The sequence below is a fragment of the Pararhodobacter sp. CCB-MM2 genome, from assembly GCF_001691415.1.
In the GTDB taxonomy this organism is placed as follows: domain Bacteria; phylum Pseudomonadota; class Alphaproteobacteria; order Rhodobacterales; family Rhodobacteraceae; genus Pararhodobacter.
In genome coordinates, this window is sequence record NZ_LRRR01000004.1 from 90,064 (window position 1) to 112,951 (window position 22,888).

23 protein-coding genes and 2 tRNA genes are annotated in these 22,888 nt (G+C 67.2%); 18 read left to right on the forward strand and 7 right to left on the reverse strand.

What is annotated here, in order from left to right:
* Positions 1-170 precede the first annotated feature (170 nt).
* The 3 genes from miaB to irr form a co-directional block, all read right to left on the reverse strand.
* Positions 171-1,493 carry a tRNA (N6-isopentenyl adenosine(37)-C2)-methylthiotransferase MiaB gene (miaB, locus tag BCY78_RS06635; protein ID WP_068299586.1) on the reverse strand — a complete coding sequence of 441 codons (1,323 nt, stop codon included), beginning with the start codon at positions 1,491-1,493 and terminating at the stop codon, positions 171-173.
* Between the two features lie 377 nt (positions 1,494-1,870).
* Positions 1,871-2,647, reverse strand: coding sequence for a 23S rRNA (adenine(2030)-N(6))-methyltransferase RlmJ (locus tag BCY78_RS06640; RefSeq protein ID WP_068299589.1), 777 nt, complete (start codon positions 2,645-2,647; stop codon positions 1,871-1,873).
* 3 nt (positions 2,648-2,650) lie between these two features.
* Complete coding sequence (gene irr, locus BCY78_RS06645; protein WP_233499361.1) at positions 2,651-3,091, reverse strand: Fur family transcriptional regulator Irr; 441 nt, start codon at positions 3,089-3,091, stop codon at positions 2,651-2,653.
* A 148-nt stretch (positions 3,092-3,239) separates the two neighbouring features.
* On the opposite strand from irr, the gene fabA reads away from it, so the two are divergent.
* Complete coding sequence (gene fabA / locus BCY78_RS06650; protein ID WP_068299594.1) at positions 3,240-3,749, forward strand: bifunctional 3-hydroxydecanoyl-ACP dehydratase/trans-2-decenoyl-ACP isomerase; 510 nt, start codon at positions 3,240-3,242, stop codon at positions 3,747-3,749.
* A gap of 347 nt (positions 3,750-4,096) precedes the next feature.
* Here the strand turns inward: fabA and BCY78_RS06655 are convergent, their stop codons facing one another.
* Positions 4,097-4,426, reverse strand: a complete 330-nt coding sequence (locus BCY78_RS06655; protein ID WP_068299597.1) for a DUF6476 family protein — start codon at positions 4,424-4,426, stop codon at positions 4,097-4,099.
* Here BCY78_RS06655 and BCY78_RS06660 point away from each other — a divergent pair.
* Positions 4,425-5,456, forward strand: coding sequence for an RluA family pseudouridine synthase (locus BCY78_RS06660; protein ID WP_068299601.1), 1,032 nt, complete (start codon positions 4,425-4,427; stop codon positions 5,454-5,456). The two genes, BCY78_RS06655 and BCY78_RS06660, sit on opposite strands and share 2 nt — an antisense overlap.
* 50 nt (positions 5,457-5,506) lie before the next feature.
* Here the strand turns inward: BCY78_RS06660 and BCY78_RS25940 are convergent, their stop codons facing one another.
* Positions 5,507-5,851, reverse strand: coding sequence for a hypothetical protein (locus BCY78_RS25940; protein ID WP_233499362.1), 345 nt, complete (start codon positions 5,849-5,851; stop codon positions 5,507-5,509).
* A gap of 220 nt (positions 5,852-6,071) precedes the next feature.
* On the opposite strand from BCY78_RS25940, the gene BCY78_RS06670 reads away from it, so the two are divergent.
* From BCY78_RS06670 to rpoH, 3 genes are all read left to right on the forward strand, one after another.
* Complete coding sequence (locus BCY78_RS06670) at positions 6,072-7,283, forward strand: cupin domain-containing protein (RefSeq protein ID WP_068299603.1); 1,212 nt, start codon at positions 6,072-6,074, stop codon at positions 7,281-7,283.
* A gap of 24 nt (positions 7,284-7,307) precedes the next feature.
* Entirely contained in the window at positions 7,308-8,741 is a 1,434-nt protein-coding gene (cls, locus tag BCY78_RS06675; protein WP_068299606.1) for a cardiolipin synthase, read from the forward strand.
* 123 nt (positions 8,742-8,864) lie between these two features.
* The gene (rpoH, locus tag BCY78_RS06680; RefSeq protein WP_068299611.1) at positions 8,865-9,755 is read left to right on the forward strand and encodes an RNA polymerase sigma factor RpoH; all 891 of its coding nucleotides are present in this window, start codon (positions 8,865-8,867) and stop codon (positions 9,753-9,755) included.
* 131 nt (positions 9,756-9,886) lie between these two features.
* On the opposite strand, the gene BCY78_RS06685 is transcribed toward rpoH, so the two are convergent.
* The gene (locus BCY78_RS06685) at positions 9,887-10,483 is read right to left on the reverse strand and encodes a LysE family translocator (RefSeq protein ID WP_139103102.1); all 597 of its coding nucleotides are present in this window, start codon (positions 10,481-10,483) and stop codon (positions 9,887-9,889) included.
* Positions 10,484-10,578: 95 nt separating this feature from the next.
* Between BCY78_RS06685 and BCY78_RS06690 the strand changes: the two genes are divergently transcribed.
* The 4 genes from BCY78_RS06690 to BCY78_RS06705 are packed head-to-tail and all read left to right on the forward strand — an operon-like array spanning position 10,579 to position 14,120.
* Positions 10,579-11,031 (forward strand): Lrp/AsnC family transcriptional regulator, encoded by a 453-nt coding sequence (locus tag BCY78_RS06690; protein WP_068299949.1) that lies wholly within the window; start codon positions 10,579-10,581, stop codon positions 11,029-11,031.
* The gene (gene chrA, locus BCY78_RS06695) at positions 11,018-12,232 is read left to right on the forward strand and encodes a chromate efflux transporter (RefSeq protein WP_068299617.1); all 1,215 of its coding nucleotides are present in this window, start codon (positions 11,018-11,020) and stop codon (positions 12,230-12,232) included. The genes BCY78_RS06690 and chrA overlap by 14 nt, the downstream gene beginning before the upstream one ends.
* A 50-nt stretch (positions 12,233-12,282) precedes the next feature.
* Positions 12,283-13,629, forward strand: coding sequence for a 3-phosphoshikimate 1-carboxyvinyltransferase (aroA, locus tag BCY78_RS06700; RefSeq protein ID WP_068299620.1), 1,347 nt, complete (start codon positions 12,283-12,285; stop codon positions 13,627-13,629).
* On the forward strand, positions 13,626-14,120 hold the full coding sequence (locus BCY78_RS06705; RefSeq protein ID WP_068299621.1) for a hypothetical protein: 495 nt from the start codon (positions 13,626-13,628) through the stop codon (positions 14,118-14,120). The genes aroA and BCY78_RS06705 overlap by 4 nt, the downstream gene beginning before the upstream one ends.
* 121 nt (positions 14,121-14,241) lie before the next feature.
* Here the strand turns inward: BCY78_RS06705 and BCY78_RS06710 are convergent, their stop codons facing one another.
* Complete coding sequence (locus BCY78_RS06710; protein ID WP_083194858.1) at positions 14,242-15,216, reverse strand: MBL fold metallo-hydrolase; 975 nt, start codon at positions 15,214-15,216, stop codon at positions 14,242-14,244.
* Between the two features lie 93 nt (positions 15,217-15,309).
* Here BCY78_RS06710 and BCY78_RS06715 point away from each other — a divergent pair, with 93 nt between their 5' ends.
* From BCY78_RS06715 to BCY78_RS06755, 9 genes are all read left to right on the forward strand, one after another.
* On the forward strand, positions 15,310-15,894 hold the full coding sequence (locus tag BCY78_RS06715) for a d(CMP) kinase (protein ID WP_068299632.1): 585 nt from the start codon (positions 15,310-15,312) through the stop codon (positions 15,892-15,894).
* Positions 15,895-15,955: 61 nt separating this feature from the next.
* Positions 15,956-16,666, forward strand: a complete 711-nt coding sequence (locus BCY78_RS06720) for a phosphatidylserine decarboxylase (RefSeq protein ID WP_068299635.1) — start codon at positions 15,956-15,958, stop codon at positions 16,664-16,666.
* Positions 16,667-16,669: 3 nt separating this feature from the next.
* Positions 16,670-17,434, forward strand: a complete 765-nt coding sequence (gene pssA / locus BCY78_RS06725) for a CDP-diacylglycerol--serine O-phosphatidyltransferase (protein ID WP_068299642.1) — start codon at positions 16,670-16,672, stop codon at positions 17,432-17,434.
* A 49-nt stretch (positions 17,435-17,483) separates the two neighbouring features.
* Positions 17,484-17,560, forward strand: a tRNA-Asp gene (locus tag BCY78_RS06730).
* Positions 17,561-17,886: 326 nt separating this feature from the next.
* Positions 17,887-17,963, forward strand: a tRNA-Asp gene (locus BCY78_RS06735).
* A gap of 162 nt (positions 17,964-18,125) precedes the next feature.
* Complete coding sequence (murD, locus tag BCY78_RS06740) at positions 18,126-19,514, forward strand: UDP-N-acetylmuramoyl-L-alanine--D-glutamate ligase (protein WP_068299645.1); 1,389 nt, start codon at positions 18,126-18,128, stop codon at positions 19,512-19,514.
* An 83-nt stretch (positions 19,515-19,597) separates the two neighbouring features.
* A complete protein-coding gene (gene rarD / locus BCY78_RS06745; RefSeq protein WP_068299649.1) occupies positions 19,598-20,500 on the forward strand; it encodes an EamA family transporter RarD in 903 nt (300 codons plus the stop codon).
* A 98-nt stretch (positions 20,501-20,598) separates the two neighbouring features.
* Positions 20,599-21,765, forward strand: a complete 1,167-nt coding sequence (locus BCY78_RS06750; RefSeq protein ID WP_068299651.1) for an FtsW/RodA/SpoVE family cell cycle protein — start codon at positions 20,599-20,601, stop codon at positions 21,763-21,765.
* Positions 21,766-22,878, forward strand: coding sequence for a glycosyltransferase (locus tag BCY78_RS06755; protein WP_068299653.1), 1,113 nt, complete (start codon positions 21,766-21,768; stop codon positions 22,876-22,878).
* Positions 22,879-22,888 lie beyond the last annotated feature (10 nt).

The window sequence follows — 22,888 nt, forward strand, 5'->3', positions numbered from 1 at the left end:
GCGACGTTCGCATGACAGATAATCACGGAACGCGCAGTGTCCAAAACTAGTTCCTCTGTGGGATAAATATGCGACATCTGGTGCAGAGGGCGCACACTCCCACTAGGGATCGGAAGTCTGATTGACTTTTCATGGGTTTCGACGTTCAATTCGCGCCGTGGTTCCCGTGCTCAGACACGCTCGGCTGCCAAGGAATTGGGCGCCGATCCGGTGATGCGGACCCGTACCAGATCCCCCGGTTTCGCGTCGCAATTGCTCACATGCACGGCATGCAGGTGGTCGGACTTGCCCACCATCTGGCCCGGCAGGCGGCCGGTCTTCTCGATCAGCACGCCGACCTCGCGCCCGACCATCGCCTCCTGTGCCGCGCGCTGCTGTTCGGTGATCAGCGCCTGCAGACGGTAAAGCCGGTCGTCCAGCACCGAATCGGGCAGCACCGGACGCTCCGCCGCGGGCGTGCCGGGGCGGGCCGAGTATTTGAAGGTGAAGGCCGAGTGATAGCCGACAGCCCGCACGAGGCTCAGCGTGTCCTGAAAATCCTCCTCGGTCTCGCCGGGGAAGCCGACGATGAAATCGCCCGACAGCGCCAGATCCGGCCGTGCCGCGCGCAGGCGCTCGATCAGCGCGAGGTAGTCCGCCGCCTTATGCTTGCGGTTCATGCCCTTCAGCACCCGGTCCGAGCCCGATTGGACGGGCAGGTGGAGATAGGGCATCAGTTTCTCGACCTCGGCATGGGCGGCGATCAGGTCGTCCGTCATGTCATTGGGATGCGAAGTCGTGTAGCGGATGCGCCAGAGCCCGTCGATCTCGGCCAGCGCCCGCACGAGGCGGCCCAAGGTCCAGACCTCGCCGTCCGGCCCCTCGCCATGGTAGCCGTTGACGTTCTGGCCGAGCAGGGTGAGTTCTCGCACCCCCCGCTCCACCAGATCCCGTGCCTCACGCAGCAGGCGCTCGACCGGACGGCTGACCTCGGCGCCGCGAGTATAGGGCACAACACAGAAAGCGCAGAACTTGTCGCAGCCCTCCTGCACGGTGAGGAAGGCGGTCGGGCCGCGGCTGGCGCGGGGGCCCTTCGGCAGGCGCTCGAACTTGTCTTCCTCGGGGAAGTCGGTGTCGACGGGACGGGCGCCCGCGCGCGCGGCCTGCTCCATTTCGGGCAGGCGGTGATAGGTCTGCGGGCCGACGACGAGGTCGACGACCGGCGCACGGCGCAGGATCTCCTCGCCCTCGGCTTGGGCAACGCAGCCGGCGATGCCGATCTTGAGGTCCGGATTGGCGTCCTTTAGAGGGCGCAGGCGGCCCAGTTCGGAATAGACCTTCTCGGCGGCCTTCTCGCGGATATGGCAGGTGTTGAGCAGGATCATGTCCGCATCATCGGCGCGGTCCGTCGTGACATAGCCGTTGGCGCCCATGGCCTCGGCCATACGCTCGCTGTCATAGACGTTCATCTGGCAGCCGTAGGTCTTGATGAACAGCTTTTTGGGCGCGGTCATGAGGAAATCCTGTCGCTGGTTGCGCCGCAGATAACCCGGAACGCGGCCCGCTTCAACGTCGAGGGCCAGGTGAGGTTCTCCCGCCCGTCGCTCGCGGATCTGCGATCCACTCCCTCCCGTAGGGCCGGGCGGGGGGACTGCCGTCCCCCCCGCGCCCCCCTGCGGATATTTTGGGAGCAAAGATGAGAGGCGGGTGGAGGCGGAGCACGATCCTCCAGGCCTCCGTCCATCTTCGTTCTAAAAATATCCTCCGGGGTGAGGCCGCAGGCCGAGGGGGCGGACAGCCCCCTCCCTTTTGCCGAGCGAAGCGAGGCTTGGTCGCGCGAGACCTGCTTGGCGGAGCCATGCCGGGCGAGGGCGAAACCCCTCACCCTTGGTCAAAGCGTCTGAAACAGCCCGGAGATTCGCTGGGCTTCCTCAGCCATCCCCCAGGGCGGGTTCACAACGAACAGGCCGGAGCCAATCATCCGGTGCCCCTCACGTGCGGGCGGGAAGCGGACCTCGTGGCGCAGCGCACCCTCGTTCTGTGCTTCCAGCGCCGAGAGCATGGCGCGATGGCGATTGTCGGTCAGGATCGGGTACCAGAGCGCGAGGATGCCGACATTCCATTTCCGTGCGATCTGGGCGAAGAACTTCGGCATGGCCTCATAGTCAGACGCGGTCTCGAAAGAGGGATCGACCAGCATCATCCCGCGCCGCGGCTGCGGGGGCGTCAGCTCCTGCGCCTTGGTGAAACCATCGGCCTTGTGGACGCGGACCGGAAAGTCGAGCATCGCCTCGTTGAGGGCCGCGTACTCCTGCGGGTGCTTCTCGGCGAGATGGACATTGTCCGTGTCACGCAGCAACAGCGCCGCCACCAGGGGCGAGCCGGGATAGGCGCTCGGGCCATGATCCGCGCGCACCTGTTCCAGAACCCGGCGGTAGGGATGCCCGGCAGGTAGCTTCGCGGCAAGCCGGCCGATGCCCTGCGCGGCCTCGCCGGTCTTCACCGCCTCGGGCGCCGAGAGGTCATAGAGCCCGCGTCCGGCATGGGTCTCGAGATAGGTGAGCGGTTTGTCCTTCTGCACCAGATAATCGAGCACCCAGGCCAGCAACGCATGCTTGTGGACATCCGCCAAGTTCCCGGCGTGATACAGGTGCTGGTAGCTGAGCATGGGTCAGGTCTTGCGGCGCAGGCGCACGACGACATCGACGCGCGCGATCTCGCATCCCTCCGGCGGCTCGGGCAGGCGCAGAATCTCCAGCTGGTCGGCCGGGGCGTCAGTCAGCTTCTGGCTGTCTTCCCAGAAGTAATGCGGATGGTCGTCGATCCGTGTGTCGAAATACGAGCGCGAGGCATCGACGGTGATCTCGTTCAAAAGCCCCGCCTCGCAGAAGGCACGCAGCGTGTTGTAAACGGTGGCCAGCGAGACCTTCTCGCCGCTGTCCTGCGCGGCAGCAAACAGGCTCTCGGCCGTGACATGCCGGTTCTGCCCATCCCCCATCAGCAGCGAGGCGAGGGCGAGGCGTTGCCGCGTCGGGCGCAGGCCGGCCTCGGTGAGCCAACTTGCGGCGACGTCCTGGGCCTTGGAAGTCTGGGGGGCGAATTCGCGCATCATGCCCCCTTATAAGGCCCGAGCGGGCCCGGATTCAATGGGGATGCGCCGGCCGGCCCTGCTGACTTGCTTTATCAACCCGGTTTGCGTGCCTTGTCAGCATGGCGCCCGGTGGTTAGACGGGTTCAAGCAACTCCGGAGGATCAAGAGCATGTCGCAATACCCTAGCCAATTTGACAAGGAAGCCCTGCTGGCCTGCGCCCGCGGCGAATTGTTCGGGCCGGGCAACGCGCAGCTTCCGGCCCCGCCGATGCTGATGATGGACCGCATCACCGAGATCTCGGGCGATGGCGGCCTGCACGGCAAGGGGCATGTCGTGGCCGAGTTCGACATCACCCCGGATCTGTGGTTCTTCGATTGCCACTTCCCCGGTAACCCGATCATGCCGGGCTGCTTGGGCCTCGACGGTCTGTGGCAGCTCACCGGCTTCAACCTCGGCTGGCGCGGCTGGCTGGGGCGCGGCTATGCGCTGGGCGTCGGTGAAGTGAAGCTCACGGGCATGGTGCGCCCGGACCGCAAGATGTTGACCTACAAAGTTGATTTCACCAAGGCGATCCAAACGCGCCGTCTGACCATGGGCGTGGCCGACGGCATCGTCGAAGCCGATGGCGAAGTGATCTACCAGGTCAAGGACATGAAAGTGGCCCTGAGCGAAAGCTGAGGCAGCGCTTCGGGGCGGGAGAGGGGTTTCGCCCTGACCGCCCGCGCCCTTCGGGCACAGGCGCCTGCGGGCGACCGGCAAGGGGGGCTTTGCCCCCCTCTTTGGCTTCGCCAAATTCACCCCCCAGGATATTTTCGGAACGAAGATGAACGCCGTCGCTGCTAGGGCTGCGCAGGCAGCAAGCGTCCTGATCTCTTCGTTCTGAAAATATCCTTGGGGGTGAGGCCGCAGGCCGAGGGGGCAGATAGCCCCTTCTTTTCTTTTGGCGCCGAGCGAAGCGAGGCGCCCGGTCGCGCGAGGCCTGCGTGCCGGAGGCATGCCGGACGAGGGCGAAACCCCCTCTGTCGTCAGGGCAGGGGCGTCACGCTGACAGGCGCGCCACCGTCGCGGCCGAACAGCAGCACCTGGCCATTCTGATCCACCACCACCAGCCAATCCTGCGCGAAAGTCACGGCTGCAGGAATTGAGCCTTCGGGCAGGATCACGCTCTCGGGCAGCTGGGGCAGGGGCGCGGCCGAGCCCAGCCTCGTGACAAGCAGACCGACGATGGTTAGAAGGCCCAAGATCATCACCACCATCAGCGTGATGACCAGCATCTTCAGAAAACGCAGATCCGCAGGGAGCGCTACCGTGTCGTCATCAGAAGTCTTTTCGGCCGGGGGCAGCGACGCGGACATGGACGGGGATTCCCTCGAGATCGTGGTGGTCATCGGGGCGAACCCGCCCGACCGTCTTGATAAGGCGCTGGCCCGCGATGTGCCAGAGGAAGCGTCTCTCTCGCGCTCGCGTCTGGCCAAGCTGATCGCCGAGGGCGCCGTCAGCCGCGGCGGAGAGCCGCTGACCGACACCAAGGCCAAGGTCACCGAGGGCGAGGAGATCGTCATCGCCATTGAGGCCGCCGTTGAGCTCGACGCGCTGCCCGAGGATATTCCGCTCACCGTGCTCTACGAGGACGACGACCTGATCGTCATCGACAAACCCGCCGGCATGGTCGTCCATCCCGCGCCCGGCACGCCGCGTGGCACCTTGGTCAATGCGCTGCTGCATCATTGCGGCGACACGCTGTCGGGGATCGGCGGGGCCAAGCGGCCGGGCATCGTGCACCGGATCGACAAGGACACGTCGGGCTTGCTGGTCGTGGCGAAGACCGACCGCGCCCACCATGGCCTCGCCGCGCAGTTCGAGGCGCATTCCGTCGACCGCGTCTATCAGGCGCTGGTGAATGGTGTGCCGGATGCAGGCGACCCGCGGCTCAAGGGCGTCAAGGGCACCAGTTTCGAACAGGGCGGGGTGCTGAAGATCCAGACGCGGCTCGACCGTCACCGCCATGATCGCCAGAAACAGGCGGTGTTCTTCGACCGCGGGCGCCATGCCGTGACCCGTGCCAAGGTGCTTGAAGCGATCGGCACCCCGCCGCAGGTGGCGCTGATGGAATGTCGGCTGGAGACGGGGCGCACCCACCAGATCCGCGTGCATATGGCCCATGTCGGCCATGGCCTCGTCGGTGATCCGGTCTATGGCGGGCGGCGCAAGGCCTCACCCAATGCGCTGCCGGCTGGCGGGGCCGAGGCCTTGGCGGCCTTCCCGCGTCAGGCGCTGCATGCGGCGACGCTGGGGTTCATCCACCCCGTAAGCGAAGAGCGGCTGACCTTCGTCTCGCCGCTCCCCAAGGATTTCCAGGATCTTCTGACCACGCTTGGTGGGTAAGACTGGGCGCCTAAGCGGCCGGGACATAGGCGTCCCGGCGCTTCGCGTCCTCAGCAGCGGCGACCGCGGCCGACCGGATCGGCATAACCGCCAATATCGCTGTCGGTGCAGCTGCGACGGCCCCGGCCATTGCCGACCGGATCGGCATAGGCGCCGCCGTCGCTGTCGGTGATGCCGCTGCGGTAGGTCACGATCCGGGTGCCGCCACGACCCGCGCCGGCCGGATCGGCATAGGCGCCGGTGTCGGCATCGGTGATCCCGGTCGAGACGCAGCCCGCCAGCGCCGTGGTGCCCCCGAAGGTGCCCAGCAGGAACGCGCGACGGCCGAAGCCGCGGCTGGTGGTAATCTCGGCATCGGTCAGCGTGGCTTTCTTGCTCTTCGCTTCGTCTGACATGCGCAAATCTCTCAATAAAGTGAATCAACCCTCCTACTTTGGGCGCCCGTCATGGCTGCGTCAAGGAAATCAAGGGCTCAGACCCGTTTCGTGATCGGCGCAGCTCCCCCATTGCAACGCGGCCGCCGATCCTGTCCAATCGGCGCATTACGACAGGGCCCTGTCCCCGCGCGTGCCGGTTTTGTGTCCCGCGCCATGGGCCCGCAAACGGGAGTTTTCGATGAAGGATTCGCCAAGCCAGCCCCAGACGGCGGCCCAGCCCCCGGTGGATTTCGCCGAGGCCATTGCGCCCCTGACCACCGAGGCGTTCTTCGAGCAACATTTCGAGAAGACGCATCTGGTCATCCGCCGCGAGGACCCGGACTATTACACCCGGCTCCTCTCGTTGCCCGATATCGACCGGGTGCTGACGCAGATGCTGATCCCGGCCGAGGACATCAAGCTGGTCCAAAAGGGCCGGACCTTCACCGACGACGACTACATCATGCCCTCGGGCTTTGCCGATCCGGTGCGGGTGATCAACACGTTCGGCGAGGGCGCGACGGTGGTGCTGCCGGGCCTGCAGAAACGGCTGCCCAAGCTGCAGGCCTATTGCCGCTCGCTGGAGACGGTGTTCAGCTGCGATCTGCAGACCAACATCTACTTCACGCCCCCCGATGCCCAGGGCTTCAAGACGCATTACGACAGCCACGACGTGATTGTCCTGCAGATCGCCGGCTCGAAGACCTGGAACATCTACGAGAGCCCGTTGGAACTGCCCCTTCGCAGCCAAGGGTTTGAGCCCGAGGGCTTCGAGGCCGGCGCGCTGATCGACACCTTCACCCTGCAGGCGGGCGACATGTGCTACGTCCCGCGCGGCGTGGTGCATGACGCCCGCGCCACCGACGAGCTGTCGCTGCACATCACCACGGGTCTGCTGACCCCGCGCTGGATCGACCTGATCGTCGAGGCCGTCTCGCAGCTGGCTCTGGACGATGCGGCCTTCCGCCGCGCCGTGCCGCCGGGCTATGCCAACGAGGGTTTCGATCAGGCCCCGGCGCGTCAGACCTTCAAGGACCTGCTGCAACGCGCCGTCGACGGCATCGACGCCGGCGCAACGCTGGACAGCTTCGGGCATGAGTTCCGCCGCCGCCGCATTCCGGTGGTGCCGGGCCAGCTGATGCAGATGTTCAACGCCGAGGCGATCGGGCCCGGCACCGAGCTGCGCCGCCGTGCCGACCTGATCCCGCTCCTCAGCCTTGAGGGCGACGAGGTAGTGCTGGCCGTCTTCGGCGCCGAGATCCGCTTCCCGGCCCATGTCGCAGACAGCCTGCGCGATGCCCTGGGGCGCGAGGGGTTCCGGGTGGGCGAGCTGGCCGGCGATCTCGACGAGGCCGGGCAAGCGGTGATGACGCGGCGGCTGGTGCAGGAAGGCGTGCTCTTCGCGGTCTGACACTCAGCGGGGAAGGGCCCTGCGATGGAGGCCTCCGTCATTCTGATCCTTACAGCCATCGCGCATTACGCGCTGCAACTGGCGGTGCTGTTGCGAGCGCTGATCCGACCGGGGCGCGAGGCCACCTCGCGGCTGGCCTGGGTGCTGGTGATCCTGTCGGTGCCGGCCTTGGGCGTGGTGCTTTACCTGCTGCTGGGTGAGGTCAGCCCGGGACGACGGCGGGCCGAGCGCATGCGCGCCGTGCGCGCGGGCCTGCCGACCGAGGCGCCGGGCATCGCGCAGGCCGAGGTGCCCGACCGGGCCGAGGCCGCCTTCGGGCGGGCCGCTTCGGTCAATGGCTTCGCGGTTTTGCCCGGCAACCGGGTCAGCCTGAGCGACGACGCCTCCGGCCAACTGGCCGCGCTCGTTGAGGCGATCGACGCGGCCGAACGCCACGTGCATATCGTCGTCTACATCTGGCTGACCGATGAGACCGGCCGCGCTTTGGCCGAGGCGGTGATGCGCGCTGCCGCACGCGGCGTGACGTGTCGAGTGATGGTCGACGGCCTCGGCTCGCGCGCCCTGGTGCGCTCGGATCTGTGGCGCGCGATGACGGCGGCCGGGGTGAAGACGCGGATCGCCTTCGACACGCGCTGGGCGGCCGGGCGCTCGCTTCTGGGGCGGGTGGACATCCGCAACCACCGCAAGATCTTCGTGATCGACGGGGCGCTGGCCTTCTGTGGCAGCCGCAATTGCGCCGATCCGGCCTTTCTGCCCAAGGCGAAATACGCCCCGTGGCACGATGTGCTGATGCGGCTGGAGGGGCCGGTGGTCTGGCAGGTGCAGGCGCTGTTCGCGGCCGACTGGACCGGCGGCGGCGGCGACGCCTTGAGCGCCGAGCTGGCCGTGGCCCCTGCCGCCGCCCCGGACGGCGTGCCCGGGCTCGCCTTCGGTACCGGGCCGGATCTGTCGCCGGGGGCGGTGGCCGATGTGGTCGGGTTGTTGCTGGCGGCGGCCCGGCAGGAGGTGGTGATCTCCACCCCCTATTTCGTGCCGACGGCGGGCCTGCTGGAGCAGCTGCGCGCCACGGCCCTGCGCGGTGTGGCGGTGACGCTGATCCTGCCTGCCCGCAACGATTCCCGCATGGTCGCCTTCGCCAGCCGCGCCACCTATCCGGGGTTGATGCAGGCGGGGGTGCGGATCGTCGAACATGCGCCGGGCCTTCTGCACGCCAAGACCCTGCGGGTGGACGAGGGGCTGATGATGCTGGGCTCGGCCAACCTCGACCGGCGGTCCTTTGAGCTGAATTTCGAGAACAACATCCTGCTGGCCGATCCCGTCGCCACCGCCGATTTGGCGGCGCTTCAGACCCGTTGGATCGCGGCCTCGCGGGTGTTGACGGCGGGTGAGGTGGCGGGCTGGTCGCTGCCGCGCCGGCTGGCCCATAACATCGCGGCGATGATCAGCCCGGTGTTGTGACAGGTCCAAAGGGGGAACTTCGTGCCTTGAACGACGTTGTTAGCGTCCCTAGATACAAAATCCGACGGATCACGGGCCGCAATCCGTGTAACCCGAAACGATCCTGAAAGGAGTACACACCCGGTGGCCGATTACACCAGCCTTCCCGCCCCCAGTCCCGAGCAGGGCCTGAACCGCTATCTGCAAGAGATCCGCCGGTTCCCCATGCTGGAGCCGGAAGAGGAATACATGCTGGCCAAGCGCTGGGTGGACCATCAGGACACGGGCGCCGCGCACAAGCTTGTCACCTCGCACCTGCGCCTCGCCGCCAAGATCGCCATGGGCTATCGCGGCTATGGCCTGCCGCAGGCCGAGGTGATCTCGGAAGCGAACGTGGGCCTGATGCAGGCCGTGAAGCGGTTCGACCCGGAAAAGGGCTTCCGTCTGGCCACCTATGCGATGTGGTGGATCCGCGCCTCGATCCAGGAATATATCCTGCGGTCCTGGTCGATGGTGAAGCTGGGCACGACCTCGGCGCAGAAGAAGCTGTTCTTCAACCTGCGCAAGGCGAAGGCCCGGATTGGTGCCATCGAGGAAGGCGATCTGCGCCCCGAGAATGTGAAGCAGCTGGCCGAGGACCTGAGCGTCTCCGAGCAGGAGGTGGTTGACATGAACCGCCGTCTGGCCGGCTCGGACGCGTCCCTGAACGTGACGGTCGGTGGGGATGAGGGTTCGTCCTCGTGGCAGGACTGGCTTGAGGACGAGGATGCCGATCAGGCCGGCGCCTATGCCGAGCGGGACGAGTTCGAAGCGCGTCAGCAGATGCTGATGGAGGCGATGGATGTCCTCAACGAGCGTGAACGCGACATCCTGACCGAGCGCCGTCTGGCCGAGCCGCCGGTGACGCTGGAAGACCTGAGCGCGAAATACAATGTCTCGCGCGAGCGCATTCGCCAGATCGAGGTCCGGGCCTTCGAGAAGCTGCAGGGCCGGATGACCGAGATCGCCCGCGAGAAGGGCATGATCCCGGCGTGACGTGTAGGGTGGGGTTTCACCCCACCTTTGGACGCGATGGTGGGGTGAAACCCCACCCTACGGGGGGCACAGTAGACCCTGCCCGGAACAAGGCCGTAGGCCGCCGGGCCAGCGCCGGCCCGGCTCTCCCGTCACGCCATCATCACCGGATAAAGCGTCGCCACCAAGAGCCCCGCCATCGTCCAGTTGAACGCCCGCAGCCGCGCCGGATCTCGCAGCCAGCCGCGCAGCAGCACCCCCATCCCCGCCCAGGAGCTCACGCTCGGCAGGTTCACCGCGCCGAACACCAGCGCCACCAGCGCCACCGACTGCCAATCGGCCTCGGGCGCGTAAAGGGTGCAGGCAGTCAGCGCCATGCTCCAGGCCTTGGGGTTCACCCATTGGAACCCCGCCGCCTGAAAGAAGCCGAAGGGCTTCGCGTCCAGCTGCGCCTCGCCCGAGGGCGGCGCCGAATGCGCGATCTTCCACGCCAGCCACAGCAGATAGGCCACCGAGGCCACCGTGAGCACGTCATGCAACGGTGGCCAGAGCGCAAACAACCCGGCCAGCCCCACGCCCACCAGCGCCGTCATCACCGTGAACCCCACGCCGATGCCCAGCATATGCGGGACCGTCCGCCGGAAGCCGAAGTTCACGCCCGAGGCCAGCAGCATCAGGTTGTTCGGCCCCGGCGTGATCGACGAGACAAAGGCATAGGCGATGAGGGCAAGGAGCAGGTCTTGGGGCAGCATGGTCCGAAATCCGAGATTGACGCGCAATCCTATGCGGCCCGACCCCGAATTGAATTGCGTTGATCGTGCCGTCGGCGCTATCTGTGCAATCCATGACCGACATCGACGCCATTTCCGACAAGATATTGCGCGAGCTTTCTCGCGACGGCCGGATCTCGAACCTCGAGCTGGCCGAGCGTGTCGGCCTCTCGCCCTCGGCCTGTCTGCGCAGGGTGCAGGACCTTGAACGGCGGGGCGTGATCAAGGGGTATCGCGCGGTGCTGGACCCGATGCAGACCGGCAAGGGCTTTGTCGTCTATGTCTCGGTCGGCCTCGGGACTCATACCAAGTTCAGTCAGGAGAGCTTTGAACGGGCGATGAAATCCGCCCCTCAGGTGCGCGAATGTCACAATGTGACAGGCACGATCGAGTATCTGATCCGGGTCGAGGTCGCCGATCTGGCGGCCTACAAGCATTTCCACACCGAGATCCTCGGCACCCTGCCGCAGGTGACGGCCATCACCACCTTCGTCGTCATGGGGTCGCCCAAGGATGAACGCGCCTGAAACCGCATCAGACCTCAAGGTCTGGGCCCGCATCGGCCTCCTCAGTTTCGGCGGTCCGGCCGGGCAGATCGCGCTGATGCACCGCGAACTCGTCGATCAACGCCAATGGATCGACGAGGCGCGCTTCTTGCATGCCCTCAACTTCTGCATGCTGCTGCCGGGGCCCGAGGCGATGCAGCTGGCCACCTATATCGGCTGGCTGCGCGGCGGCTGGCGTGGCGGCATGATCGCCGGTGGCCTCTTCGTGCTGCCGGGCGTCGTGGCGATCATGGCGCTGAGCTGGATCTATGTCCTCGCCGGCGATGTCGCCTGGATCGAGGGCGCGTTCTTCGGCCTCAAGGCCGCCGTCATCGCCATCGTCGCGCAGGCCCTTGTCCGTATTGCAAAAAAGGCGGTGAAAGGCTGGGTTCAGGCGGCCATCGCGCTCGCCGCCTTCGCCGCGCTCTTCGTGCTTTCGGTGCCGTTCCCGCTGGTCGTGCTCGCCGCCGCGCTGATCGGTTGGCTCATGGCGCGCGGGCAGGGCGCCTCCGAGGCGCCGCCGGCCCGTGTCTCCACCCTGAAGCCGGCGCTCATCTGGGCCGCGCTCTGGCTTGGGCCCGTCGCGGCGCTGATCTTGATCCTCGGCGGCGACAATGTGCTGGCTCAGGTCGCGCTCTATTTCAGCCAGATGGCGGTGCTGACCTTCGGCGGCGCCTATGCCGTCTTGGCTTGGGTCGCGCAGGCGGCGGTCGAGCAGTACCATTGGCTGACCGCGCCGCAGATGCTCGATGGCCTCGCCATGGCCGAGACGACCCCCGGCCCCTTGATCATGGTCACGCAATTCGTAGGCTTCATGGCGGGCTGGCAGGCGGGCGGGCTGTGGCTCGCCACCCTCGCCGCGCTGGTCACCACCTGGGCCACCTTCGCGCCCTGCTTCCTGTGGATCTTCGCCGGCGCGCCGCATGCTGAGCGCCTGCGCCACAGCCCCGCGCTGGCGGGCGCCCTCAGCGCCGTCACCGCCGCCGTGGTCGGCGTCATCGCCAATCTCGGCCTGTGGTTCGCGCTGCACACGCTCTGGCCCGGCGGAAGTTTCGACCCTTGGGCTGCCGGGCTGACGGCTCTGGCGCTTCTCGCGGCCTTCGCACTGAAGGCGGGGCCGGGCGTGCTGATCCTCGGGGCCGCAGGGGCGGGCATCGTCCTGCGCCTCGCGGGACTGGTGTGAGCCCTCGCAACGCGCTATCACCCCCGCGATTGCAGCGCTTCGAGGTTCCCATGTCCGCCCACGCCACCCCGATCCCGATGACCGCCCGCCGCTCTGGCCCGCTGAAGGGCGTGGCCGAGGTGCCCGGCGACAAGTCGATCAGCCACCGCGCGCTGATCCTCGGTGCGCTCTCGGTGGGTGAGACCTCGGTGACCGGGTTGCTGGAGGGCCAGGACGTGCTCGACACCGCCGCCGCGATGCGGGCTTTCGGCGCCACCGTCACCCGCCATGGCGAGGGCGAATGGACGGTCAACGGCGTCGGCGTCGGCGGCTTTGCCGAGCCGAGCCAAGTCATTGACTGCGGCAATTCGGGCACCGGCGTGCGCCTCATCATGGGCGCGATGGCCACGACGCCGATCGCCGCGACCTTCACCGGCGACGCGAGCCTGAACAAGCGCCCGATGGGCCGCGTTACCGACCCGCTGGCCCTTTTCGGCGCCAAGGCTGTCGGCCGCGCGGGCGGCAAGCTTCCGCTGACGATGATCGGCGCGGCCGAGCCGGTGCCGGTGCGCTACACCCTGCCGATGCCCTCCGCTCAGGTGAAATCCGCCGTGCTGCTCGCCGGCCTCAACGCGCCGGGCGAGACCGTGGTGATCGAGCCCGAGGCGACCCGCGACCATACCGAGCGCATGCTGCGCGGCTTCGGCGCCGAGGTCGATGTGCAAGAAACGCCCGAGGGCCGCGTGATCACCCTGAAGGGCCAGCCCGAGCTCACCGGCCAGCGCGTCGCCGTGCCGCGCGACCCATCGTCTGCCGCTTTCCCGGTCTGCGCCGCCCTTCTGGTGCCGGGCTCCGAGATCACCGTCCCCGGCGTCTCGCGCAACCCGACGCGCGACGGGCTCTATGTCACGCTTCTGGAAATGGGCGCTGACATCGCCTTCGAGAACCCGCGTGAAGAGGGCGGCGAGCCGGTCGCCGACCTGCGCGTGCGCTACTCTCCGGACCTCAAGGGCGTCGAGACGCCCGAGGACCGCGCGGCCTCGATGATCGACGAATTCCCCATCCTTTCGGTCGTCGCCTCGATGGCCAAGGGCACGACCGTGATGCGCGGCGTGAAGGAACTCCGCGTCAAGGAGAGCGACCGCATCGACGCCATGGCGCGCGGGCTTGAGGCCTGCGGCGTCAAGATCGAAGAGGACGAGGACACGCTCATCGTCCACGGCACGGGCTCGGTTCCGGGCGGCGCGACCTGCGCGACGCATCTCGACCACCGCATCGCCATGAGCTTCCTCGTCTTGGGGATGGTGTCGGAAACGCCGGTCTCGGTCGATGATGGCGGGCCGATCGCCACGTCGTTCCCGATCTTCGAGCCCTTGATGTCGGGCCTCGGCGCGAGCGTCTCGCGCGACAATTCGTGACGCGGCTGGTCAACTGGGGTCTGCCGCTGCTGACCGCGGCGGTCTATGCCTATCTGGCGGGGTACCTGGGCAGCCAATTGCTGCGCGAGGCCGGGGGGCTTATGCCCTACGACCTGCGCATCCTCGGCTACGACCTGCATGCCGCGCGAGACTTCCTGCGCGCGCTGACGCCGGAGGGCTTCGCGCTGTACCAAGGCCCGGTGATGGTCGCGGATTACCTGTTCCCGGCGCTGATGGGCCTGTGCTTCCTGTGGTGGATGCGGCCGTTCAAGGGCGTGTTCGGCATGGTCTGCATGATGGTGGCGATCAGCTATACGGCGCTCGATTGGGGCGAAAACATGCTGATCCAGCGCATGCTGGCGGCGGGGCCTGATTGGGTGAACCCCTCGGACATTTTCGGGGCCAGTGCCTTTACGCAAGGCAAGTTCGCGGTTTTCGCCTTGGCGGCGGTCCTGGCGGTGCGCGCAAGCTGGCGTCGCGTGAGGCGGTGAGACCCGGGGGCTTCGCGCCCCCGGACCCCCGCGGGATATTTATAGAGCAAAGATGAAGGGGCGCTTGGTTGTGCCCCTCACCTTGTTTCAAATACTCTCTTGCGGGGTGCCAAGGGGCGCCTCAAAGGGGCGGGATCGCCCAACTTTCACCCGGCGCGAGGGCGCGGAAGGCATCGGGCGCAACGTCCTGGGCGCTGAGGGCCTCGGTCAGGGCGACGGGCGGGGCTTCGCGACCTTCATCCGTCAGCTGGAACGTCCCCCAGTGATGGCCCACGCCCCAGCGCGCGCCTGAGAGGCGGAAGCCTTGCAGCGCCTCATGCGGGTCCTGATGCTGGGCGCGCATGAACCAGCGGGGTTCGTAGGCGCCAATCGGCAGGATCGCGGCGCGCAGGGGGCCGTGGCGGGCGGGGAGGTCGCGGTAGGGGCGGCCCTCGTCGAAGCCTGTGTCGCCGATATGCAGGATCTTGCCCGAGGGCCCTTCGATCACGAAGGCGGCCCAGAGCGCCATTGAGCGGTCGCGGGTGCCGCGCGCCGACCAATGGTGGCAGGGCTCCAGATGCACGGCGAGCGGGCCAAAGTGCAGGATCTCGCCCCAATCGGCGGTCAGCACGCGCAGGCCCGTGCCCTTGAGGATCGCGTCATTACCCAGAGGCGTCAGCACTACGGGATCATGCGCGGCCTTCAGGCGCTTCAGCGTCAGAAGGTCGAGGTGGTCGTAATGGTTGTGGCTCAGCAGCACCGCGTCGATCTTCGGCAGATGCGCGAAATCGATGCCGGGGTCGGCGACGCGGCGGGGGCCGGCGAACTGGAAGGGCGAGGCACGTTCGGACCAGACCGGGTCGGTGAGCAGGTTGAGGCCCGCCGTTTGAATGAGCAGTGTCGCATGGCCGACCATGGTGATCGTCAGATCCGCCACCTGCGCCTCGGGGCGGGTCTTGGTCACCGGCACGCGGGCGGGCCATTGCTGGCGTTGCCCCTCGCGTTGCCAGCGTAGCATGTCCCGAAAGCCGCGCGGGGCCTCGCCGCCGGGGTTGAAGAAGCGCGTCCCGTCGAAATGGTCGCTGACAGGGCCGGAATAATAGCGGTTGCGGGGCATGCAGGTCTCCTTTCCTCGCATATCGGGCCTGTCTCGCGGCTTTCAACCCCGGCAGGCTTGCGCTAGGCAGGCGGAAAACACAGGAGGCCCGCCATGATCTTCACCATCGCCGTCGACGGACCCGCCGCAGCCGGCAAGGGCACGATCAGCCGCGCGCTGGCCGAGGCCTTCGGCTTCGCCCATCTCGACACCGGGCTTCTCTATCGGGCCGTGGGGGCCAAGGCGGGCGACCCGGTCGCCGCCGCGCGCTCGCTTTCGCCTGAGGATCTTGCCCGCGACGATCTGCGCAGCATGGCGGCGGGGCAGGCGGCAAGCGTCGTTGCGGCGATCCCCGAGGTCCGCGCGGCTTTGGTCGCCTTCCAGCAGGATTTCGCCCGGCGCGAGGGCGGGGCGGTGCTCGATGGTCGCGACATCGGCACGGTGATCTGCCCCGGCGCCGAAGTGAAGCTCTTCGTCACCGCCTCGGCCGAGGTGCGGGCCCATCGCCGTTGGCTGGAGGTCGGCGGCGACGAGGCACAGGTGCTGGCCGAGGTGAAGGCCCGCGACGAGCGCGACATGAACCGTGCCGATGCGCCCCTCAAACCGGCCGCCGACTCGATCCTGATCGACACCTCGACCCTGTCCATCGACGAGGCCGTGGCGCAGGCCGCGGCGATCGTCCGCAGGCGGCTTGGCTGAACCTTCCTTTGCCTTGAACCCGGTTCAGGCTAGAACAACCTGAAGCATCCCAGGAGACCCGATGTCCGACGCCCCGCACGATTCGATCCTCAAAGCCGTCATCAAGCCGGTGCACCGCGAGGGTTATCCTTTCATCGGCATCTTCGCCGTGGTGACGCTGGTGCTGTTCCTGATCTGGCAGCCGCTGGGTTGGGTGGGCGTGGTGCTGACCGTCTGGTGCTATTATTTCTTCCGCGACCCGGACCGCTACACCCCGCAGCGCGAGGGGCTGATCATCAGCCCGGCCGACGGGGTGATCTCGCTGATCGAGCCCGCCGCACCGCCCGCCGAACTCGGCATGGGCGACACGCCGCTGACCCGCGTCTCGGTGTTCATGAACGTCTTCAACTGCCATGTGAACCGCCTGCCGATCGCCGGCACGGTGACCGCGGTCAGCTACCGGCCGGGCAAGTTCTTCAACGCCTCGCTGGACAAGGCGTCGGTGGACAACGAGCGCAACTCGGTCGCCGTGCAGATGGCCGACGGGCGCAAGTTGGCCGTGGTGCAGATCGCAGGCCTCGTTGCCCGCCGCATCGTCTGCGACGTGAAACCCGGCACTGTCCTGGAAACCGGCGAACGCTTCGGCATGATCCGCTTCGGCTCGCGCCTCGATGTCTACCTGCCCGAAGGGGTGGAGCCGCTGGTCTCGCTGGGGCAGGCGATGGTTGCGGGTGAAACCGTTCTCGCCGATCTGCGTTCTGATGAGACACGCCGCACCGCCGAGATCCGCTAAGCCATGACCCAAGAGCCCCCCATCCCCGAAGACGACGCCGAGGCCGCCGACCGCCGCACGCTTCCGGTCGTGCAGCTGATCCCCAATCTGGTGACGCTGCTCGGCCTTTGCGCGGGCCTCACCTCGATGCGCTATGCCATGGCCGAGGCCTATACCACGGCGGCGGTGCTGATCGTGCTGGCGGCTTTGGTCGACGGGATGGACGGGCTTCTGGCACGCAAGCTGAACGCGGCGAGCCATTTCGGCGCGGAACTCGATTCGCTGTCGGATTTCGTCTGCTTCGGCGTCGCGCCGGGCGTCTTCGTCTACAGTTTCACGCTGAACCAATGGCCGGGCCTCGGCTGGCCGTTGGTGCTGGTCTACGTCCTCTGCGCCTGCCTGCGTCTGGCGCGCTTCAACGTGAACCGCAACGCGCCCCCGCCACCGGGCCGGGCGCATTTCGTGGGGGTTCCGGCCCCGGCGGGCGCCATGCTGTGCCTGCTGCCGATCTACCTGACGCTGGCCGGCTGGATCGACATGCGGGATTGGCCGGGCGTCTCGGGCGTCTATGTGGCAATCGTCGGCCTGCTGATGATCTCGCGCTTGCCGACGCCGTCGCCCAAGGCCTGGCGGGTGCCGCGCAACCGCGCCGTTTTCGTCATGGTCGCGGTCGCGATCTATGCGGGCGCCCTGGCCACACGGCCCTTCGTGGTGCTGGTTCTCTCGGATCTTGCCTACCTTGCCGTGCTGGCTTGGGGCAGCTGGAGAGAAAGGGCGCGTCTCGCGTGATTTTCGCGCTTGACGCCCTCCGTCAGACCCCCTAGAGAACGCCCTACGCGCGGTTGTAGCTCAGTTGGTTAGAGTACCGGCCTGTCACGCCGGGGGTCGCGGGTTCGAGCCCCGTCAACCGCGCCACTTCTTCCTCGAAGGCCCCGTTCAGGGGTCTTTTTTTATGCCCGACGCCATGGCGCGCCCCTGCAGGCGAGCAGGGGAGAGCGAGGAAGATCAAAGGCTTGATCGCCGCCTACGTTCCGCCATGGCAGAATCAGAGCGCCGCGAATCCCCGGAATTCCTGCTGCCAAAGATCGGTCCTTCGGGGGGCGCGAAAAAATTTTCAGCCGGAAAAGCCAACGTCTGTTGGCTGCGATCATCATTCCGTCACATCCCCTGTCACGCCGGTGTCTTTTTCGCGCATTTCGCGCTTGACCCTATCCGCCGGACCCCCTAGAGAACGCCTCAACGCGGTTGTAGCTCAGTTGGTTAGAGTACCGGCCTGTCACGCCGGGGGTCGCGGGTTCGAGCCCCGTCAACCGCGCCACTTCCTCCTTTGGGAGGGATGAAACAAAGCCCCGCAAGGGGCTTTTTTCATATCCGGATTTCCCGTTTTCCCCGACTGGTACTGGCCGGCGCGAATCGCGCCCACTGGCGTTTTCAGGCGCCAAGCGATACCCTGCGCCAAACTTCCGGCATCGAGGCGAAAATGATTGCAGTTCAAGGGTTTGAAGGGCTGAAAGTCGGCGTTCTGGGGCTCGGGCGCTCGGGCCTTGCCACCTGCGCCGCGCTGAAGGCCGGCGGCGCCGAGGTTTGCGCTTGGGACGACAGCCCCGAGGGCCGCGCCAAGGCCGAGGCCGAGGGCTTCACCCCCGTCGATCTGACCCGCCAGACGGCGATGGAGAATTTGGCCGCGCTGATCACCTCGCCTGGTATCCCGCATCTCTATCCCGCGCCGCATCCGGTCATCGCCGCGGCCCTCGCCGCCGGGGTGCCGGTGGACAATGACATCTCGCTCTTCTTCCGTGCGCTGGCCGACAGCGACGAGGCGCCCAAGGTCATCTGCGTCACAGGCTCCAACGGAAAATCCACCACCACCGCGCTGATCGCGCATCTTCTGGCCGAGGCCGGACGTGAGGTGCGCATGGCGGGGAATATCGGCACGGGCGTGCTCTCCATCGACCTGCCGGACGAGGAGGGCGTCGTCGTGCTGGAGCTGTCGAGCTACCAGACCGACCTCGCGCGCCATCTGGCCCCGGATGTCGCCGTCTTCACCAATCTCAGCCCCGATCATCTCGACCGCCACGGCGGCATGGGCGGCTATTTCGCCGCCAAGCGCCGTCTGTTCACCGAAGGCGCGCCCTCCCGCGCGGTGATCGGCGTGGATGAGACCGAGGGGCAATATCTGGCGATGCAGCTGGCCGAGGGGCCGGACGACAGCCGGGTGATCCGCATTTCCTCGGGTCAGAAGCTGCAGGGGCAGGGCTGGTCCGTGTTTGCGCGCAAGGGCTTCCTGTCCGAATGGCGCAACGGACGGCAGGTGGCGTCCATTGACCTGCGCCCCATCGCCGGGCTGCCGGGCGCGCATAACCACCAGAACGCCTGCGCCGCCTATGCCGCCGTGCGCGCGCTAGGTCTGGCGCCGCGGATCATCGAGGGGGGGCTTGCGAGTTTCCAGGGCCTGCCGCATCGGAGCCAGCTGATCGGCGAGCGTGATGGTGTGAAATTCGTCAACGATTCCAAGGCGACGAATGTGGATTCCGCCGCCAAGGCGCTGCAGGCCTTCCCCAAGGTTCGCTGGATCGCCGGGGGCCTCGGCAAGGACGGCGGGATCGCCGCTCTGGCGCCGCATCTGGGGTCGGTCACCAAGGCCTATATGATCGGCCATTCGGCGCGAGATTTCGCCCTGCAGCTGGGCCAGACCCCGCATGAGATCTGCGAGACGATGGAGCGTGCCGTCGCCCGCGCTGCCGAGGAGGCCGAGCCGGGCGAGGTGGTGCTGCTGGCCCCGGCCGCGGCGAGTTTCGACCAATATCCGAACTTCGAGAAGCGTGGCGATCATTTTGCTGCGCTTGTGCAGGATCTGCTCAAAGGATAAGCGGTTCTGCAAGCGGGGCCGTTGGAGGGGGGCGCTGCCCCCGTCGCTATGCGCGACTCCCCCGGGATATTTGGAGAGCAAAGATGGCGCAGGTCGATGATTCCGTGGCGCAGGACGGCGACAGCCTGTCCGGCTTCCTGCTGGCGCTGGCCGCCTATCTGATCTGGGGCGCGCTGCCTTTGTACCTGCATCTGGTCAACCATGTGCCGCTGCCCGAGGTGCTGGCCCATCGTGTCGTCTGGTCGGTGCCGATCGCGCTGGTGGCGTTGATGATCCTCGGGCGGACGGCGGATCTGAAGCGGGCGCTGCGCTCGCCGCGGCTTTTGGGGATGGCGGGGCTGACGGCGCTGTTCGTCTCGGTCAACTGGAGCGTCTATCTCTATGCGATCCAGTCGGGGCAAGTGCTGGACGCGGCGTTGGGTTATTACATCAACCCGTTGTTTTCGGTCCTGCTCGGCGCCTTGGTGCTTCGCGAGAAGTTGACCCGCCCGCAATGGGCGGCGGTGGCGCTGGCCGGACTGGCCGTCGTGGTGCTGACCGTCGATGCCGGAAGCCTGCCACTGATCTCCTTGGCGCTGACCGTGAGCTGGGGGATCTATGCGCTGCTGAAGCGGGCGCTGCCGATCGGGCCGAACCAGGGCTTTACCTTGGAGGTGATCCTGCTCGCGCCCTTCGGCTTGATCTACCTCGGCTGGTTGGCCGCGCGGGGCGAGATGGTCTTCGCGACGAGTGGCCTGAGCGACGTCCTGCTGTTGCTGGGCTGTGGCGTGGTCACGGCGGTGCCCTTGATGCTGTATGCGAACGGCGCGAAGCGGCTGCGGCTGACGACCATCGCGCTGATGCAATACATCGCGCCGACCTTCGTCTTCCTGATCGCCGTCTTCGTATTCGGCGAGCCCTTCGAGGGCGCGAAACTGGTGGCTTTCCCGATGATCTGGGCCGCATTGGCGCTGTATTCGGCCGATCTGTGGTTCCGACGTCGGTAAGTGACTGGCCAGAGTCCTTCGTTCGCGCTATCCTGTGTGTCGAGACCCGGACAACCGGGCGTTGAACATATCGATTTGGCAGATCGAGCAGGACAGTCATGACGGAAATGGTTCATGGCAGCATCCCCGCCCAGCAGGGCGAGCCGGTGCTGTCGCGCTGGTGGCGTACGGTGGATCGCTGGACGATCAGCAGCGTGTTGTTGCTGGTGGCAATCGGGCTTCTGTTGGCACTGGCCTCGTCGCCGCCGCTGGCGACCCGCAACCATTTGCCGCCGTTCCATTATTTCGAACGCCACCTGATCTTCGTCGCGATGAGCGTCGGCATCATGCTGTTCGTCTCGATGCGCAGCCCCGAAACGGTGCGCCGCTGGGCGGTGTTGGGCTTCATCATCGGCTTCGCCACCCTGCTGGCCCTGCCGGTGATCGGCACCGACTTCGGCAAGGGCGCGACGCGCTGGCTGTCTCTGGGCTTCACCTCGATCCAGCCGTCGGAATTCGTCAAGCCGTGCCTCGCCGTGACCGCCGGCTGGCTTCTGGCTGCAGGGCAGGACCTGAACGGCCCGCCGGGACGGCTGATGTCGCTGGGCGTGACCGTCGCGACCGTGGGTCTGCTGGTCATCCAGCCGGACTTCGGCCAATCGGCGCTGGTGCTGTTCGGCTGGGGCGCGATGTATTTCGTCTCGGGCGCCTCGATCGTCATCATCACCGGGCTGGCCGCGACCGTCGTTGGCGGCGGCTTCATCGCCTATAACGTCTCCGAGCACTTCGCCCGCCGGATCGACGCCTTCCTCAGTGCCGAACTCGATGCCCGCTCGCAGCTGGGCTATGCGACCTCGGCCATCCAGGAGGGCGGTCTGTGGGGCATGGGCGTGGGCGAGGGGCAGGTGAAATGGCAGCTGCCCGACGCCCATACCGACTTTGTCATCGCCGTCGCGGCCGAGGAATACGGCTTCCTGCTGGTGGCCCTGATCATCGCCCTCTACGCGGTGATCTGCCTTCGCGCCCTGATGCGCCTGACGCGCGAGCGTGATCCCTTCGTGCGCCTCGCCGGCACCGGCCTTGTCGCCATGCTCTCGGCGCAGGCGATGATCAACATGGGCGTCGCCGTGCGCCTGCTGCCCGCCAAGGGCATGACCCTGCCATTCATCAGCCAAGGCGGCTCGTCCCTTCTGGCCATGGGGCTGATGACGGGGATGTTGCTTGCGCTCACTCGGTCGCGCCCGCAGGGTGAGATCTCTGAACTTCTGCAGAACCGGGGACGTTGAATGGCACGCCACGCAGGTCGCAAACCCCCGCTGGCGGTGATCGCTGCCGGGGGGACCGGGGGGCATATGTTCCCCGCACAGGCTTTGGCCGAAGAGCTGCTGGCCCGGGGCTGGCGCGTCGTCCTCTCCACCGATGCCCGCGGCGCGCGCTATGCCGGCGGCTTCCCCGAGGCTGTTGAGCGTCGCGTCGTCGGCTCCGCCACCTTCGCGCGGGGCGGGGTGCTGGCCAAGCTGCTGGTGCCGTTCCGCATCGGTGGGGGCGTGGTGAAGGCCGTGGTGTCGATGCTGCTGGACCGCCCCTCGGTCGTGGCGGGCTTCGGCGGCTATCCCTCGATCCCGGCGCTGTCGGCGGCGACGATCCTGCGCCTGCCGCGGCTGATCCATGAACAGAACGGCGTGCTGGGCCGGGTGAACGAGATCTTCGCCAAGCGCGTCTCGGCCGTCGCCTGTGGCACATGGCCGACCGCCTTGCCCGCCGGGGTCGAGGGCATCCATACCGGCAATCCCGTGCGCAGCGCGGTGCGTGAACGGGCCCGCGCGCCCTATATCGAACCTGGACCCTATCCGATGTCGCTGGTGGTGATCGGCGGCAGTCAGGGGGCGCGCATCCTTTCGGACGTGGTGCCCGCCGCGCTGGCGATGCTGCCGGACGGCCTGCGCCAGCATCTGCGTGTCGCTCAGCAGGCCCGCCCCGAGGATCTGGACCGCGTGATCGCCGCCTACGACGCGGCCGGGATCGACGCCGAGGTCGAGCCCTTCTTTGCCGACATTCCCGCCCGTTTCGCCGAGGCGCAGCTGGTGATCTCGCGCTCGGGGGCTTCGACGGTGGCGGATCTGACGGTGATCGGCCGCCCCTCGGTGCTGGTGCCCTATGCCGCCGCGATCCGGGGCGAGCAGCATGCCAATGCGCGCGGGCTGGTCGAGGCTGATGCCGCCGTGCTGATGCCCGAGAATGCCTTCACGCCCGAGGCGCTGGCCGATGCCGTCACCTCCATCCTGACCCAGCCGCAGGCCGCGGTGCAGATGTCGCTGGCCGCGCAGCGCCTCGGCATCCCGGATGCGGCCGCCCGCCTTGCCGATCTGGCCGAGCATCTCGCTGGCCCTCCCGCCTGAAAGACCACGC

Bases quoted from the DNA above. Each gene is read 5' to 3' on its own strand.
- miaB (WP_068299586.1), bottom strand. From the start codon at position 1,493: ATGACCGCGCCCAAAAAGCTGTTCATCAAGACCTACGGCTGCCAGATG.
- BCY78_RS06640 (WP_068299589.1), bottom strand. From the start codon at position 2,647: ATGCTCAGCTACCAGCACCTGTATCACGCCGGGAACTTGGCGGATGTC.
- irr (WP_233499361.1), bottom strand. From the start codon at position 3,091: ATGATGCGCGAATTCGCCCCCCAGACTTCCAAGGCCCAGGACGTCGCC.
- fabA (WP_068299594.1), top strand. From the start codon at position 3,240: ATGTCGCAATACCCTAGCCAATTTGACAAGGAAGCCCTGCTGGCCTGC.
- BCY78_RS06660 (WP_068299601.1), top strand. From the start codon at position 4,425: ATGGACGGGGATTCCCTCGAGATCGTGGTGGTCATCGGGGCGAACCCG.
- BCY78_RS06655 (WP_068299597.1), bottom strand. From the start codon at position 4,426: ATGTCCGCGTCGCTGCCCCCGGCCGAAAAGACTTCTGATGACGACACG.
- BCY78_RS25940 (WP_233499362.1), bottom strand. From the start codon at position 5,851: ATGTCAGACGAAGCGAAGAGCAAGAAAGCCACGCTGACCGATGCCGAG.
- BCY78_RS06670 (WP_068299603.1), top strand. From the start codon at position 6,072: ATGAAGGATTCGCCAAGCCAGCCCCAGACGGCGGCCCAGCCCCCGGTG.
- cls (WP_068299606.1), top strand. From the start codon at position 7,308: ATGGAGGCCTCCGTCATTCTGATCCTTACAGCCATCGCGCATTACGCG.
- BCY78_RS06690 (WP_068299949.1), top strand. From the start codon at position 10,579: ATGACCGACATCGACGCCATTTCCGACAAGATATTGCGCGAGCTTTCT.
- chrA (WP_068299617.1), top strand. From the start codon at position 11,018: ATGAACGCGCCTGAAACCGCATCAGACCTCAAGGTCTGGGCCCGCATC.
- aroA (WP_068299620.1), top strand. From the start codon at position 12,283: ATGTCCGCCCACGCCACCCCGATCCCGATGACCGCCCGCCGCTCTGGC.
- BCY78_RS06710 (WP_083194858.1), bottom strand. From the start codon at position 15,216: ATGCCCCGCAACCGCTATTATTCCGGCCCTGTCAGCGACCATTTCGAC.
- BCY78_RS06715 (WP_068299632.1), top strand. From the start codon at position 15,310: ATGATCTTCACCATCGCCGTCGACGGACCCGCCGCAGCCGGCAAGGGC.
- BCY78_RS06720 (WP_068299635.1), top strand. From the start codon at position 15,956: ATGTCCGACGCCCCGCACGATTCGATCCTCAAAGCCGTCATCAAGCCG.
- pssA (WP_068299642.1), top strand. From the start codon at position 16,670: ATGACCCAAGAGCCCCCCATCCCCGAAGACGACGCCGAGGCCGCCGAC.
- murD (WP_068299645.1), top strand. From the start codon at position 18,126: ATGATTGCAGTTCAAGGGTTTGAAGGGCTGAAAGTCGGCGTTCTGGGG.
- rarD (WP_068299649.1), top strand. From the start codon at position 19,598: ATGGCGCAGGTCGATGATTCCGTGGCGCAGGACGGCGACAGCCTGTCC.
- BCY78_RS06750 (WP_068299651.1), top strand. From the start codon at position 20,599: ATGACGGAAATGGTTCATGGCAGCATCCCCGCCCAGCAGGGCGAGCCG.
- BCY78_RS06755 (WP_068299653.1), top strand. From the start codon at position 21,766: ATGGCACGCCACGCAGGTCGCAAACCCCCGCTGGCGGTGATCGCTGCC.